A 15,608-nucleotide genomic window follows, 5' to 3' on the forward strand; every position below is an offset into this window, starting at 1 on the left:
AGGACAAGGCAGTGACCAGCGCGACGCGTACCGACGAGTTCGACCCCTTCTCGCCCGAGTCCATGGACGACCCGTACCCCGCGTACGCCGAGCTGCTGCGCGCCGAGGAGCCGCTCTACCTGGCACAGCGCGACATGTGGTTGGTGATCCGTTACGAGCACGTCCGGTTGGCGGCGAAGAACCACGCCGCACTGTCCTCGGCCGACGGGATCGCCTACCACCGTTCGACGTTGCCGGTGCTCTTCGGGCTCGACCAGCCGGACCACACCCGGCTGCGGGCCCTGATCCGGCACGACTTCTCCCCGCGCGGGGTGCAGTTCTGGCGGCCGTTCATCGAGCAGGTCTGCGGCGAGCTGCTCGACGAGGCCGTGGCCACCGGCGACATCGACCTCGTCCAGCAGGCGATCATCCTGCAACCGGTGAAGGTCATCACCACCATCGTCGGGGTGCCCGACGACAACCTCGCCAAGCTCAAGCTCACCGCCGGCGTGCTGGAGAGCTTCATCGCCAACGCCAAGGTCGGCGAGGACGCACCCGACGACCCGACCGAGAACGCGTTGCGGTTGCAGGCGGCCAAGGCCGCCCTGTCGTCGGTCGCCGGCCTCTCCGGGTACCTGGGCAACCTGCTCACCCGGCGGCGCGACGAGCCGGCCCGCGACGACGTGGTGTCGAAGCTGTTCGCCGCCGCGGCCTCCGGCGGGGTGACCGAGAACGAGATCCTCTGGCTGTGCCTCACCCTGCTGGTGGGCGGGCAGGAGACGATGACCCACTTCCTGGGCAACATGCTCGACGCGCTGCTCAACCACCCCGACCAGTTCCGGCTGGTGCGCGAGCGGCCGGAGCTGATCGGGCCGACGATCGAGGAGACCGCCCGGTTCTACCCACCGGTGCAGAACGTCTTCCGCACCGCCACCACCGACGTGGTGGTCGGCAACACCACCATCCCGCAGGGGGCCCGGGTGGAGCTGTCGTTCGCCGCCGGCAACCGGGACCCGCGCAAGTTCCCCGACCCCGACGACTACCGGATCGACCGGGTGACCGACGGTCACCTCGGTTTCGGCGCGGGCATCCACACCTGCGTCGGCGCGCACCTGGCCCGCCTGCAGGCCACCACGTTCCTGCGGATGCTCATCGAACGCACCGACGACATCGCACTCATCGGTGAGCTGGTCAAGGTCAAGAGTCCGGCGTTCCGGGGGCTCGACCACCTGCCGCTGCGGTTGACCCCGCGCTCGTCCGGTCCGTACGCGTCGGTGGGGCGGGCGTAGTGGGCACCGACGACCGTGCGCAGGGGGACCGGGTGCGTGACACGACCACCGGCGTCGCCACGATCAGCGTGCCGTTCGCCACGGGCGAGAACGCGACCGCGCCGCTGACCTGGGCGCAGAGCGTGATGTGGGGGCCGATGCAGTGGTTCGGCAAGGAGGCGAACCAGTTCAACATCGGCCGGTCCCTGGTGCTGCCCGCGCCGGTCGCGCCGGCCCGGCTGCACGCCACCCTGCGGGCCCTGGTCGAGGCGCACCAGACCCTGCGCACCCGGTACGTCGAGCGGGGTGACCAGCCGCAGCAGCAGGTCGCCGCGGCCGGGGCGTACGACGTCGTGGTGGTCGACGACCACGGTGACCCGGCCCGGGTCGGCGACGAACTCGTCGCCGACCTGACCGCGACGGCGTTCGACCACGAGGCCGAATGGCCGCTGCGGGTCGGCTGTGCCCGGGACCGGACCGACCGGATCAGCGCGGTCGCGCTCGTCGGCTCCCACCTGGCGTTCGACGGCTGGGCCTTCAACACCCTCACCGCGCTGCTGCTCGCCCGACTCGCCGACCCGCCAGCACCGCCGGCACCGGCGACCGGGAGCGGGGCGCAGCCGCTGGCGCAGGCCGCCCACCAGCAGTCGGCGGCCGGCCGGCAGCAGAGCCGGCTGGGGCTGCGACACTGGGAGCAGGGCCTGTCGACCGCACCGGCCTCGATGTTCGACCTGCCCCGCGCGGCGACCGGCGACCAGCCCATCGAACGGCACCTGCTGGATTCCACCGCGGTCACCGCGGCGGCGACGGCGTTGGCCGCCCGGACCCGTACCTCGTTCTCGAACGTGCTGCTGTGCCTGACCACGCTGGTCCTGACCGCCTACAACGGGCACCGCACCGCCGTGTTCAAGTTGATCGCCGGCAACCGCCTGGACCGCGACAGCCGCGACCTGATCGCCCTGAACACGTTGGACGCCCTGCTGGTGCACCCGGTCGACGGGGACGTCGACCTGCTCACCGCGATCCGGCAACTGCACCGGCCGGCGTTCGAGGCGTACCGGCGGGCCCCGTGCGACCCGGCGGGGGTGCGGACGGTGGTCGACGAGGTGGGCCGGCGGCGTGGCCTGACGTTCGACCTGTCGGCCTATTTCAACAACGGGCACCGGGGCAGCGACTGGGCGACGGCCGACCCGGACCCGGGGCCGGACCGCCTCGCCGAGCTGCGCCGGGACTCCCGTTACTCGCGGCTGGAGCCGCTGTCCAAGAGCGACATGCGTTTCTACGTCGCGGCCAGCAACCAGGGGGACGGCCGGTGCCGGCTCGGGCTGCTGGTCGACACGGCCTTCTTTCCCGGAGGGCTCGGCGAGACCGTCATCCGGGGCATCGAGACCCTGCTCTGCGCGGCGGTCACCGGTGTGGTCCGGGTCGCCGAGATCGCCGACCGGATCGGCCTGACCCCGGCCCGGCGGGGTCCCGACTGGGTGTGCACCCCGGCCGGCTGGGTCCGCCCGCAGGCGGTGGCGGAGCTGGTCGGCGAGGTGGCCGGGACGACGGCCTTCGCCGAACCGGCGGCCGACGGCGCAATCACCGCCTACGTGTCCGGTCCGGGTTCGCCCGCGGAACTGCACCGGCGCGTCCTCGACGCGCTGGCGGGCCGCCCGGGGCTCGTCGCGCCGACCGGGTACGTGATCTGCGGGTCGACGCCGCCCCCCGGTGCGGGGCCCGACGCGTGGCGTGCCCTGCCCGTGCTCGCCCGGGGCTCGGGGCGTGATGGGTAGGGCGTGGCGGCCCGGGGGTCGGCCCGACCGGGGTGGCCGTCCGGGTGCGCCGGGCGGTGCGGTGGACGGCTGCCGGACGTCGATGGTGACTGATAGTGTTCTATCGGTCGTTCGGTGGCGGGAGAGCGGAGCCGGAGCGGGATGCTGGGGGGCGACGGCGAGATGGTGACCGACGACGTCGTGATCACCGGCATCGGTGCCGTCACGCCACTGGGTCTCGACCGGGACAGCACCTGGCAGGGCCTGCTGGCCGGCAAGTCCGGCGTCGGCCCGGTCACCGCGTTCGACGCCGCCGCGTTGCCCACCCGGATCGCCGCCGAGGTGCGCGGCTTCGAGCCGGCCGAGCACTTCTCCGGCAAACAGCTGCGACGGATGGCCCGGTTCAGCCAGTTCGCGGTGGTCGCCACCCGCGAGGCGGTCGCTGACGCCGGGCTCACCGTCGACGCCGACAACGCCGCCCGGGTCGGTGTGGTCGTCAACGCCGCCGTCGCCGGCTTCGACACCGTCGAGGCGACGGTACGCGGGCTGCTCGCCCCCGATCCGACCGCGCCCCTGTCGCACTTCGTGCCGTCCTCGTTGACCAACATGCCGGCCTGTGAGGTGGCCATCGAGGTGGGCGCGCACGGGCCGGTCAATGCCAGCGCGCTGGCCTGTGCCAGTGGCGCGTACGCGCTGCTCGACGCCCGCCGGCTGATCCTGGCCGGGGAGGCCGACGTGGTCATCTGCGGTGGCACCGACGCGGCGATCACCCCGGCCATGTTCGCCGGTCTGGTCAGCATGGGGGCGATGTCCCAGCGCAACGACGACCCGACCGGCGCGAGCCGGCCCTTCTCCGCCGACCGGGACGGCTTCGTCTTCGGTGAGGGCGCGGTGATCCTGGTGCTGGAGTCCGCCGCGCACGCCCGCCGCCGGGGTGCCACCCCGTATGCGACGGTCGCCGGTGGAGCGCTGACCAGCGACGCGTTCCACGTCAGCGCTCCCCGCCCCGGCGGGGTGTACGCCGCCGAGGCGATCCGGCAGGCGCTCGACCGGTCCGGGGTTCGCCCCGACCAGGTCGACTACGTCTGCGCCCACGGCACCTCGACGAAGGCCAACGACCTGACCGAGACGGTGGCGATCCGGGCGGCCCTCGGCGCGGCGGCCGACCGGGTCGCGGTCAGCGCCCCGAAGTCGATGCTCGGTCACCTGATCGGCGCGGCGGGTGCCCTCGGCGCGATGGTGTGTGCGCTGGCGATCCGCGAGGGCATCGTCCCGCCGACGGTCAACCTGCACCAGCCCGATCCGGCCTGCGACCTGGACTACGTGCCCCACCAGGCCCGGGAGACGCCGGTGCGGGCGGCCCTCACCAACGCGTTCGGCTTCGGTGGGCAGAACTGCGTCGTCGTGTTCACCGAAACCCCGTCGCGAGGAGAGCCCGGATGACCGCGCAGTTCCCGTTGGTCCCCACCGACCACCCCACTCCGCCGCAGACCCGGGAGGAGATCCTCGCCGACCCGGGGTTCGGCCGGTACTTCACCGACCACATGGCGACCGCCGTGTGGTCGCCGGACGCCGGCTGGCACGACCACCGGGTGGGTGCGCTGGAGCCGTTCACCATGCATCCCGGCGCGGCGGTCCTGCACTACGCGCAGGAGATCCTCGAAGGGCTCAAGGCGTTCCGGCACGCCGACGGCAGCGTCTGGCTGTTCCGCCCGGAGCTCAACGCCCGCCGGTTCGCCGCGTCCGCCCGCCGGATGGTCCTGCCGGAGCTGGACGAGGAGACCTTCGTCGAGAGCGTGGCCGCGCTGGTCCGCGCCGACGAGGCGTGGGTCCCGCCGTACGGCGGTGAGCAGAGCCTCTACCTGCGTCCGTTCATGTTCGCCTCGGAGGCGTTCCTCGGGGTGCGTCCCGCCCAGCAGGTCACCTACTGCGTGCTGGCCTGCCCGGCCGGGTCGTACTTCCCCAACGGGGTCACCGGCGTCACGCTCTGGGTCAGCACCACCTACAGCCGGGCGTCGATCGGTGGCACCGGCGCGGCGAAGTGCGGCGGCAACTACGCGGCCAGCCTCGCCCCGCAGCGGGAGGCCCTCGGTCACGGCTGCGAGCAGGTGCTCTACCTGGGTGGTGAGGGGCGGCGCAGCATCGACGAGTCGGGCACCATGAACGTCTTCTTCGTCACCCGCGACCACCAGCTGCTCACCCCCGGGCTGGGCACCATCCTCGACGGGGTGACCCGCGACAGCGTGCTGACCCTCGCCGCCGAGCACGGGTTGGAGCCGGTGCAGCGCACCATCGACCTGGACGAGATGCGGGCCGGGTTCGCCGACGGGTCGATGACGGAGGCGTTCGCCGCCGGTACGGCAGCGGTGATCACCCCGATCATCGGGCTCAAGAGCGACGACTTCGCCCTCACCATCGGCGACGGGGCACCGGGCAAGTACACCCAGCAGTTCCGGGAGCGGCTGCTCGACATCCAGTCCGGCCGGGCTGCCGACACCCACGGCTGGATGCGTCGGGTGCTGTAGTGCCCACCCCGATCGCGGTCGTCGGGATGGCGGTCCGCGCGCCCGGCGGGGTGTCGAGCCTCGACGCGTACTGGTCGGCGATCCTGGCCGGCCGGGACCTCACCGGCGAGCTGCCCGACGACCGCCGGGCCGGGTTCGGCACGCAGTGGGACGGGATGGTCACCCGGGGCGGCTACTGCGACGCCGTGTTCGACTTCGACGCGAAGTTCTTCGGCATCTCGCCCCGGGAGGCCCGGGTCCTCGACCCGCAGCACCGGCTGCTGCTCGAGGTGGTGTGGGAGGCGTTCGAGGACGCCGCGATCCCGGTCGCCACCGTCGCCGGGGGCACCGGGGTCTTCGTCGGGGTGACCGGCCGGGACTACCGGCAGTGGCTGACCGGGGACCCCAACTCGTACTGGACGATCGGCAACGGGCACAGCTTCACCGCCGGGCGGGTCGCGTACACCCTGGGGTTGCGGGGTCCGGTGTTCGCGCTGGACACGGCCTGTTCGTCGTCGCTGGTGGCGGTGCACACGGCGGCGCGGGCGCTGGCGGCGGGTGACTGTGACGCGGCGGTCGCGGGCGGGGTCAACCTGATCCTCGCGCCGAGCACCACCCGGTCGGTGGCGCAGACCGGCGCGTTGTCGCCGGACGGCCGGTCGCGCCCGTTCGACGCCGACGCCAACGGGTTCGTCCGGGGCGAGGGCTGCGCGATGCTGGTGTTGAAGCGGCTGGCCGACGCGCAGCGCGACGGCGACCGGGTGCTCGCGGTGCTGCGCGGCACCGGCATCAACCACGACGGCCGGACGGCGACGTTCACCACGCCGAACGTGTCCGCCCAGTCGGGGCTGATCGACACGGTGCTGGCCGCCGCCGGGATCACCCCGTCGGAGGTCGGTTACCACGAGGCGCACGGCACCGGGACCCCGCTGGGTGACCCGGCAGAGATGTCGGCGATCACGGCGGCGCTCGGTCGTGCCGACGGCCCGCCGCTGTACGTGGGTTCGGTGAAGGGCAACATCGGGCACACCGAGTCCGCCGCCGGGGTGCTCGGGCTGGTGAAGGCGGTGCTCTGTCTGCGGCGTCGGACGATCGCCCCGCAGGCGAACTTCCGCACCCTCAACCCCCGCATCGACCTCACCGGCACCGGCATCGAGATCCCGGTCGCCCCGGTCGCCTGGGACGACGGGTTCGGGGCCTGCGCGTCGACCAGCTCGTACGGGATGAGCGGCACGAACGCCTTCGCGGTGCTGTCGCCGGCCCCGCCGGTGCCGTCGACCGCGCCGTCGTCGGTGGACGGGTTCCCGGTGTCGGCGGCCACCGGGCCGGCGCTGAGTGAGTTGGCCCGCCGCTACGCCGACCGGTTGGCCGCACTGCCGGCGGTGGACTATCCGGCGTTCGCCGGCACCGCCGCCGGGGGGCGGACCCGGCTGGCGCACGCCGTGTGGGTGCGGGCGTCCGGGCCGGTGGAGGCGGTGGCGGCGCTGACGGCGGTGGCGGCCGGCACCGCCCATCCGGATGTGCGGGTGCTCGGCGCGGACGATCCGGTGCCCATGCCGAAGGGCCGGGCGGTGACCGCGCTGCCGACCTACCCCTGGCAGCGGCGCACCCATGTCGTGGACCGCCCGGACTGAGTCACCCGGTGACCCGGCCGTGGGCTGTCGACGTGTGGGCGCACCGGTGCCCCCGCCGTGGGCTGGATCGACCGGCGGCCCGGCCGGACGGTGCACGCGCCGGTGTCCCGGCCGGGGCAGGGGCGGACGGGTCAGCCGCCGGCCCGGACGGCGTGCTCGGCGCGCAGGGCCGCCCGGGTGGCCCGGGACGGCAGGGCGAAGTGCAGGGTGGAGGCGGCGACCAGGACGCCCCGGCGGTCGTTGGCGCGGGCGTCGACCACCGCCGACCGGCTGGCCAGTTTGATCACCTCGGCGGTGACCCGCAGCTGGCCGGGCTCGGCGGGTTCGAGGAAGCTGATGCTGCTGTGCGCCAGGACCATCGCGGGTGTCGGGCCGATCAGCACGGTGACCGCGACGAAGCCGGTCAGGTCCATCGCCCAGAACGTGGCCGGCCCGGAGATGGTGCCGTCGAGGCGGAGTTCGAGGCAGTCGGGGCCGGTCACCGAGACGACCCGCCCGTCGTCGACCGACTCCAGGTGCAGGCGCTCGGCCCCGGAGATGACCTCGGCGAGCCAGGCCCGCGCTTCATCGACCGACATCACCGCTGGACTAGCCATGGACGCCACTATAGGCGATGACCGGGTAGCGCTCCGTCCCCGAACGGTCACCCCGACGTGGCGGGTTGCCCACCCGGACGGCCCCGTCCGCCCGGCCCGACGGTCCACCGGCCCGGCAGGCCGGCCACCTCGGACGACACCCGCCGGGCCACCCCCTGTGTCAGGGCGGCCCGGCGGGCGGCGGTCACTCCAGCACGAACGTGGCGTCGGCGTTGCCGGTGGCGTCGGTGACGGTCCGCAGATAGAGCAGGCCGTTGCTGTGCCGCAGGTACTGGCCGGGGTAGTTGACCGCCTCGAACGACACCCCGGCGGCGTTGGACAGGCCGGGCCGCTGCACGAAGCTGGCGTCGGCGCGGTACGTCGACGACGCGTCGTCCCGCTCGACCCACACCTCCCAGTTGCGGTGCCGCAGGTGGTAGCCGGGGAAGTTGGTGGACTCCAGGGAGACCGTGTTGCCGCCGGCCAGGCCGGGCACCAGGCGGAACTGCGAGTCGGCGAGGTTGGTCACGTTCGCCTCCAACCGGGCCCGGTACTCCCAGTGGCGGACGAACCGGTCGGGCTGGTTGTCCGACCGCAGCCGGACCGGGGTGACCCCGTCGGGCACCGGGATGCCGAAGTTCGGGGTGCCGTCGGCGTTCCAGTAGACCTTCTGGACGCGGGTGCGCCGGTTGGGGTCGCGCAGCGGGTCACCGCTGATGTCCCGGTAGTTGCGGTCGTGGTAGACGAGGATGTCGCTCTGCCCGTCCTCGGAGACGGTGAACGAGTTGTGCCCCGGCCCCCACTGGCCGGTCGCGGCGTTGCTGGTGAAGACCGGTTGCGGCGACTTCACCCAGGACGACGCCCGGAGCAGGTCACTGCCGGCCGACGCGGTCAGCAGCCCGAGGCAGTAGTTGGCGTCGGTGGCGCTGGCCGAGTAGGTGAGGAAGATCCGGCCGTTGCGTTGCAGCACGGTCGGCCCCTCGTTGACCTTCACCCCGCCGCGCATCTCCCATTCCAGGGTCGGCACGGCGATCCGGGTGGGGGTGCCGCTGAGCGTCCACGGGTTCGCCATCCGGGCGATGTAGAGGTTGGAGTTGGTGGCGATGCCCGGTTCGGCCTGCGCCCAGATCAGGTAGCGCACACCGTTGGTGACGAACGTCGACGCGTCCAGGGCGAAGGTCTCCCAGGGGGTACGGATCTGCCCCTTCTCCGCCCAACTGGCGGTCAGCGGGTTCGCCCCGGTGCCCTCCAGGACGTACATCCGGATCGCCCAGACGTTGTCGGTGGCGCCGGCGGCGAAGTAGACGTACCACCGGCCGTCGATGAAGTGGATCTCCGGGGCCCAGATGTGCGCGCCCATGATCCCGCTGGTGTGCCGCCGCCAGATGACGGTCTCCGGTGCGGTGGACAGGCCTTGGAGGGTGGTGGCCCGGCGCAGCACGATCCGGTCGTACTCGGGGGCGGTGGCGGTCATGTAGTAGTAGCCGTCGGTGTGCCGCACGATGTGCGGGTCGGCGCGCTGCGCGACCAGCGGGTTGGTGACCCGGACGGCGGGGGCCGCCCCGGCCGGGGCGGCGGCGGTCAGCAGGGTGGCCAGCAGGGTCAGCACGATCAGCGCCGCCGTCCGGGCCCGGCCGGGGTGGCGGGCGGGCGGCAGGTCGGTGCGGGGTGCGGTGGCGGGCGGGTGCGGGTACGGCGGGACGGCCGAGCGGGGGTGGTGTGAGGCGGACATGGGGGTGCTCCTGTCGGAGGTGGGGGATACGCCTCGCCGGCCGACCACGGGGGTGGGCGGCCGGCGAGGAGGGACGGGTCCTACGACTTGGCCAGGTCGAACTTCCGGACGGTCACCGCGCCACCGAGGGAACTGGTGGCGTAGTTGAACATGGCGAACCGGTAGCCCATGAAGAACTGCCAGGCGTTGTTGAGGGTGAAGGCGGGACCGAGCGAGGTGAAGTTCACCCCGTCGGTGCTGTACGAGAAGCGGGCCTGCCGACCCGAGCCGGGACTGATGTCGGCGTTGACCCGCAGCCAGATCTTACCGCCGGAGATACCGGCCCCGGCGACCTCGGTGCCGGTGTTGGTGGTGTTCCAGTTGCTGTCCATGGTCAGGTTGTTGACCACGGCCACCCGGGTCGCGCCGTTGTCCCGGCGTACGCCGATCCAGGCCGACTGGTCGCGCAGCATCGCCAGGCCGCTGCGGTCACCGTCGCGCATGGTGGAGTAGTCGAGTTCGATGGTCGCGGTGGACCGGGGACCCTGGATCCGGTGGGTCAGCGTGTTGCGGGCATTGTAGAGGTCGTTGGTCACCGTGGCGGTCTGCAACCGCAGGCCGTCGTTGACCGACCACTTGGTGTTGTCCGGGTTGTGGTTCCACTCGTACTGCGGGCCGAGGGTGGTGCCGGCGAACGTGTCGGTCCCGATCATGGGTTTGACCTGGCGTGGTGGTCGGGGCACGTTCGGGTACGGGTAGGAGGCACCCCAGGTGTTGTTGACCAGCTGGAGGACGGGCCAGCCGCTGGCGTTCCAGGTGACCGGGGCGAGCACGGGCACCCGGCCGCCGGGGTAGGCGTCCACGAACCCCATGTAGTACCAGTCACCGTTCTGCGTCTGCACCATGCCACCCTGGTGCGGCACGCCACCGCCGGCGATGGGTCCGGGCAGGTTCAGCAGCACCTGTTGCATGGTGTACGGCCCGAACGGGCTGGACGCCTTGAGGATGTACTGCCCGTTGGCCGGTCGGGTGAGGAAGATGTAGTAGCTGCCGTTGCGCTTGTAGAACCGGGCCCCCTCCAGGGTGCCCACGTTCGACGGGGTGGTGAACACCTGCTGCGAGCGGACCTGGGTCTTCCCGTCGGCGGAGAGCTGGGCGACACTGATGTTCGTGTTGCCGTACGCCACGTACATGGTGTCGTTGTCGTCGACCAGCAGGCCGGCGTCGTAGTAGCACTGGTCGAGGGTGGTGTGCCTGGTCCAGGGTCCCTCGGCCGACGGCGCGGTGTAGATGTAGGTCTTGTTGAAGTCGATGCAGCCGCCCCAGTAGAACGTCTTGTTGCTCTTGCGGTAGCCCAGGAACGACGCCCAGATGCCCCGGACGTATCCGCGCCCGGCGGTCATGTCGTACTTCTGGCCGAAGTCCAGCTTGGGCACCGAGTGCCCGGCGAACTCCCAGTTGACCAGGTCGTAGGAGCGCAGCACCGGAGCGCCGGGGGAGTAGTGCATGGTCGACGCGGAGTAGTAGTAGGTGTCGTCCACCCGCAGGATGTCGATGTCCGCGAAGTCCTGCCAGAGCACCGGGTTGGCGAAGGTCGACGAGGGCGGCCACTGCCCCGGCGGCGGGGTGGTGGGGGGCGGCGTGGTCGGCGGCGGGGTGGTCGGTGGTGGCGTGGTGGGCGGGGGTGTGGTCGGCGGGGGTGTGGTCGGCGGCGGGGTGGTGGGGTTCGGGCCGCCGTTGCACACGGTGCCGTTGAGGGTGAAGCTCGTCGGCTTCGGGTTGCTGCCGTTCCACGAGCCGTTGAACCCGAACGACACGTTGGCACCGGTGGCGATGGTGCCGTTGTAGCTGACGTTGCGGGCGGTCACCTCCGCCCCCGACTGCGTGACGGTGGCGTTCCACGCCTGGGTGACCTGCTGCCCGGCCGCGTACGACCAGGTCAGGGTCCAGCCGTTGATCGGGTCACCCAGGTTGGTGATGGCCACGTTCGCGCCGAAGCCACCACCCCACTCGGACGAGACGGTGTAGTCGACCGTGCAGCCGGCCGCGGCGGCCTCGGCTGGTAGGGCGACGGCTGTCCCGGCGGCGATCAGGCCGATGGCCAGAGCCAGCCGGGCCGGCAACTTTCTGTTCAATGGCATGCGGTACTCCTACTGGGGTGGTGGGAGTCGGAGGGTCGGGAGCAGTCCGGCACCGGGGTGCGGTCACCCCGGTGCCGGACGGCGGTCAGGCGACCGTGCAGGCGGTGCCGTTGAGCGTGAACGAGGACGGTCGGGCCGTGCTGCCGGTGTGGGTGGCCTGGAAGCCGACGTCGACCGAGGTGTTCGGCGCGATGGTGCCGTTGTAGGACACGTTGCGGGCGGTCACCGCCCCGCTCGTGGGCGTGTAGGTGGCGTTCCAGCCGCTGGTGATGGTCTGCCCACCGGGCAGGGTGAACTCCAGCGCCCAGCCGTTGACCGCCGTGCTGCTGGTGTTGGTGACGCTGATGGAGGCGGTGAGACCGGAGTTCCAGGCGTTGACCGTGTACCCGACCCGGCAACCTGCCGACGGCGGGGGCGTGGTGGGCGGGGGCGTCGTCGGCGGGGGCGTGGTGGGCGGCGGAGTGGTCGGCGGGGGCGTGGTCGGCGGCGGGGTGGTCGGCGTGTTACCGCCGAGGCTGCCGGGCACGGCGCGCAGGGCGTTGTACCAGGTGGTGGCCATCTTGCGGTAGCCGGTGGCGTTGGGGTGGATGCCGTCGGCCAGGTCGGCCGTGCCCACCGCGCTGAACATGTCCACCAGGTGCACCCGCTTGCCGGCGGTGACCTTGCTCTGCACGATCCCGGGGATCGCCGCGTTGAAGGTGCGCACCGCCGACTCGGTGCCGTTGCGCGGGATGATGGTGGCGACGAAGACGTCCGCGTTCGGCGCGGTGTTGGTGATCTTGTCGATCAGGGTGGAGAGCCGGGCCGGGGCGCCGGAGGCGTTGTACATGTCGTTGGTGCCGATGTGCAGCAGCACCGTGCGCGGGGTGGTGTTACGCAGCCAGTTCACCACGTTGGCGTCGATCTGGGCGATGGTCCAGCCGGAGTGGCCCTCGTGGTCGTGGTCGCCCAGGTTGGACGGACCGTTGAACATCGACCCGACGAAGTCGACCCGGTAGCCGTCGGCGACCAGCCGCTGCCACAGCTCGATGCGGTAGCCGCCGGGGACGTTGAACCCGTCGGTGATCGAGTCGCCGAGGGGCATCACCCGTACCCCGCCGTTGGACTCGGCGGCGGCGGGTGCGGTCACCACGGACCCGGTGGCGACCGCGGCCACCAGGGCCGCGGTGGCCAGGCCGAGCAGGCGCAGGCCCCGACGCATGGTGGGCAGGCGTCGGCCGGCGGGGGCGGCGTCGACGAGGTGGGATCGGTCGGACGGGGGTGGCCCGGCGTTCGGGCAGCTCGTGCCGCTCATGAAAACTCCCTGGGGTGGCGGTGCGGACGGTGCAGCACGGCGACCGTCCCGGGGGTCGCCGTCTCGTCCGGCTGGTGGACGAAGGAGTGCGTCGGCACCACCCGGACGCCGGCTCGCGGGGCGGACCGACCACCGCTTCCCGGCGGATCTGCATGGGGTGATGGGCGGACGGTGCGCCGCGCGCAACGGCCAGGATCCCGGACTCGTCACTGGTCGTGGACGCCGTGAGGTGCCGCTGGCCGCCGGTCGCGACGTGGACGAACCGGTGACCCACAGCCGGAGCGTGCCCTGCGCTCCCGCCGGGATGCACCATATCGTGTTATCGCTAACATCAGCAACATCGGTGAGTGACGATGCCCGGGTGGGCTGCCGACCGGACGAACCACCCTCCGGGGGCCGGGGGCGGGACGCGGCGACCGGGCTCGGGCGGGCCGACCGCCGGTCACCGCGCCGCGTGCTCCGTGCCCCCCACCAGCAGCGCGTCGAGCCAGCGCAGTTGCCGTTCGACCTGCCACGCCTCGCCACCCTCGTGGCCGTTGAACGGGTAGGTGTGCAGCTGCCGCGCCGGTGTCCCCTCCCGACCGTTCGCCGCGCCGTACTGGTTGTAGGCGGCGAAGCCGGTGCTCGGTGGGCAGACGTTGTCGCGCAGGCCGATGCCGAAGTGCGCGGGCGCGGTGGCCCGTCGGGCGAAGGTCACCCCGTCGACGTAGGACAGCGTGTGCCGGACAGCCTCCTCGACCTGCCGGTGCACCGCCAGGTACCTGGCGATCTCACCGTACGGGGCGGCGTCGGTCAGTTCGATCCCGCGCTGGACGTCGCAGAGGAACGGCGCGGTGGTCAGCAGCGCCGCGAGGTCGTCGCGCAGGCCGGCGACCGCCAGGGCCAGCCCGCCGCCCTGGCTGTTGCCGACGGCGGCGACCCGGGCCGGGTCCACCCCGGGCAGCGCGCGCAGGGCATCGACCGCCCGGACGGCGTCGGTGATCAGCCGACGGTAGTGGTAGTCGTACGGGTCGAGGATGCCCCAGGTGGCGGGCCACGGGCCACCGGGCGCCCCGTGCGGGTCCGAGGTGTCGCCCGCGCCGTGCAGCCCGGACTGGCCCCGGTTGTCCATCAGCAGGTGCGCGTACCCGGCCACCGGCCAGGTCAGCCGCTCGTGCGGCAGGCCCCGGCCGCGCCCGTAACCGGCGTACTCGACCACGGCGGGCAGCGCGGCGTCGACCCCGGCCGGGCGGGTGTACCAGGCCCGCACCGGGTCACCGGCGAAACCGGCGAAGGTGACGTCCCAGGTGTCGACCAGGCGCAGGTCGGTCCGGTGTGGGCGGACGTCGACGAGCACCGGCCGGACGGTCGCCTCGGCGAGCGTGGTACGCCAGAACGCGTCGAAGTCGGCGGGCTCGACGACAGCCGGCGTGTACCGCCGCAGGTCTTCGGTGGCAGACATGGGTTCCTCGGGTGGTCAGGGGCGGGTGGTGGCGGGTGGTGCGGTGCTCTCCCGGACGACCAGCTCGGTCACCAGGTCGATCCGGCTGGTCGCGACGGAGCCACCCCGGGCCAGCTCCAGCAGCATCTGGGTGGCGGTGCCGGCCATGTCCCGCAGCGGTTGGTGCACGGTGGTCAGCGGCGGGTCGGTCCAACCGGCCACCGGCAGGTCGTCGTACCCGATCACCGAGAGGTCGTCGGGCACCCGCAGGCCGAGCTGGCGGGCGGCCCGGAGCACGCCGATGGCCTGCAGGTCGGAGCCGGCGAAGATCGCGGTGGGCCGGTCGGGCCCGGCCAGCAGCTCCAACCCGTGGGCGTGCCCGCCGTCGACGTAGAAGCTGCCGTAGCGCACCAGGTCGACGTCCACGGCCAGCCCCAACTGGTCGTGCGCGGAGCGGAAGCCGGCGGCGCGGGCCTGGCTGCACAGCACGTCCCGGGGGCCGGAGATGACGGCGATCCGCCGGTGTCCCAACTCCATCAGGTGCCGGGTGGCCAACAGGCCGCCGTTCCAGTTGTTCGACCCGACGGTCGGCACCGACGCCGAGGTCGCGCTGTCGGTGTCGACCACCACGAACGGGATGCGGTGCTCGGCCAGCAGGAGTTGTTGGGACGGGGTCGGGTGGCAGAGCACGAAGAGCAGGCCCAGCGGCCGGCGGGCGATCAGGGCGTCCAACCGGCGGGGCGCGGGCCGGTGCTCCCCGTCGAGCTGGGAGATGGCGATGCCGAGCCCGGCGGCGCTGGCCACCGCCTCCACCCCGCTCATGATCTCCATCGCCCAGCCGGAGTTGAACTCGTGGAAGACGAGGTCGATCTGGTCGATGCCGGGCGACTGCCGGCGGATGCGACGGCGGTACCGGTGGCGCTCCAGGCTCTCCTCGACCCGCGCCCGGGTCTCTGCGGCGACGTCCGCACGCCCGTTGAGCACCTTCGAGACGGTCGCCACGGAGACGCCGACCTCCTCGGCGATGGTGGCGATGGTGGCCGAGGACTGTGGGGTGGGCGGGCGGGACGCGGTCATCGAAGCCTCACCAGGCACTTCCGAAAGTTTCGGAGGACTCTAACACGTCGGCTGCGAAAGCGGGATCGGCGTCGATGGAAGATTTTGACGGGGGTGAATGCCCTTTGCGGGAGGAGCGCTCCCGGATGTCGCATTTGAGACCCTTGACAGTCTCCGGGATGCCTCCTAAGTTGCCCGAAAAAGGTAACGCGCTGTTTACGAAATTTTCGAACCCTCCGCCGGCACACCGCGTCGGTCAGTTCGGCGCG

General features: G+C 72.4%; 11 protein-coding genes. 5 read left to right on the forward strand and 6 right to left on the reverse strand.

The genetic code is table 11. From position 1 onward, the window contains the following. Positions 1 to 11 precede the first annotated feature (11 nt). The 5 genes from AB0C22_RS08795 to AB0C22_RS08815 all read left to right on the forward strand — a co-directional run bounded on the left by AB0C22_RS08795 (position 12) and on the right by AB0C22_RS08815 (position 7,142). Positions 12 to 1,268, forward strand: coding sequence for a cytochrome P450 (locus AB0C22_RS08795; protein WP_219462811.1), 1,257 nt, complete (start codon positions 12 to 14; stop codon positions 1,266 to 1,268). Positions 1,269 to 1,300: 32 nt separating this feature from the next. Then, the gene (locus tag AB0C22_RS08800) at positions 1,301 to 3,025 is read left to right on the forward strand and encodes a condensation domain-containing protein (protein ID WP_357534328.1); all 1,725 of its coding nucleotides are present in this window, start codon (positions 1,301 to 1,303) and stop codon (positions 3,023 to 3,025) included. A gap of 141 nt (positions 3,026 to 3,166) precedes the next feature. Then, positions 3,167 to 4,447 carry a beta-ketoacyl-ACP synthase II gene (gene fabF, locus AB0C22_RS08805; protein ID WP_255597618.1) on the forward strand — a complete coding sequence of 427 codons (1,281 nt, stop codon included), beginning with the start codon at positions 3,167 to 3,169 and terminating at the stop codon, positions 4,445 to 4,447. Then, entirely contained in the window at positions 4,444 to 5,529 is a 1,086-nt protein-coding gene (locus tag AB0C22_RS08810) for a branched-chain amino acid aminotransferase (protein ID WP_208566712.1), read from the forward strand. Before fabF ends, AB0C22_RS08810 begins: the two co-directional genes overlap by 4 nt. Then, positions 5,529 to 7,142, forward strand: a complete 1,614-nt coding sequence (locus tag AB0C22_RS08815; protein WP_308290795.1) for a polyketide synthase — start codon at positions 5,529 to 5,531, stop codon at positions 7,140 to 7,142. The genes AB0C22_RS08810 and AB0C22_RS08815 overlap by 1 nt, the downstream gene beginning before the upstream one ends. Positions 7,143 to 7,273: 131 nt before the next feature. Here AB0C22_RS08815 and AB0C22_RS08820 read toward each other — a convergent pair whose 3' ends face one another. The 6 genes from AB0C22_RS08820 to AB0C22_RS08845 form a co-directional block, all read right to left on the reverse strand. Further along, positions 7,274 to 7,738 (reverse strand): PaaI family thioesterase, encoded by a 465-nt coding sequence (locus AB0C22_RS08820; protein ID WP_219462807.1) that lies wholly within the window; start codon positions 7,736 to 7,738, stop codon positions 7,274 to 7,276. Positions 7,739 to 7,922: 184 nt separating this feature from the next. Further along, the gene (locus AB0C22_RS08825; protein WP_357534331.1) at positions 7,923 to 9,449 is read right to left on the reverse strand and encodes a family 43 glycosylhydrolase; all 1,527 of its coding nucleotides are present in this window, start codon (positions 9,447 to 9,449) and stop codon (positions 7,923 to 7,925) included. A gap of 80 nt (positions 9,450 to 9,529) precedes the next feature. Next, positions 9,530 to 11,569 carry a family 43 glycosylhydrolase gene (locus AB0C22_RS08830; RefSeq protein ID WP_357534333.1) on the reverse strand — a complete coding sequence of 680 codons (2,040 nt, stop codon included), beginning with the start codon at positions 11,567 to 11,569 and terminating at the stop codon, positions 9,530 to 9,532. Between the two features lie 85 nt (positions 11,570 to 11,654). After that, positions 11,655 to 12,863: a cellulose binding domain-containing protein gene (locus AB0C22_RS08835; protein WP_357534335.1), complete on the reverse strand. Its 1,209-nt coding sequence runs from the start codon at positions 12,861 to 12,863 to the stop codon at positions 11,655 to 11,657. A gap of 442 nt (positions 12,864 to 13,305) precedes the next feature. Continuing rightward, entirely contained in the window at positions 13,306 to 14,304 is a 999-nt protein-coding gene (locus tag AB0C22_RS08840) for an acetylxylan esterase (protein WP_357534337.1), read from the reverse strand. Positions 14,305 to 14,319: 15 nt separating this feature from the next. Further along, complete coding sequence (locus tag AB0C22_RS08845) at positions 14,320 to 15,360, reverse strand: LacI family DNA-binding transcriptional regulator (protein WP_219462803.1); 1,041 nt, start codon at positions 15,358 to 15,360, stop codon at positions 14,320 to 14,322. Between the last annotated feature and the right edge of the window lie 248 nt (positions 15,361 to 15,608).

Source organism: Micromonospora sp. NPDC048894 (assembly GCF_040649765.1).
GTDB classification, from domain to species: domain Bacteria; phylum Actinomycetota; class Actinomycetes; order Mycobacteriales; family Micromonosporaceae; genus Micromonospora; species Micromonospora antibiotica.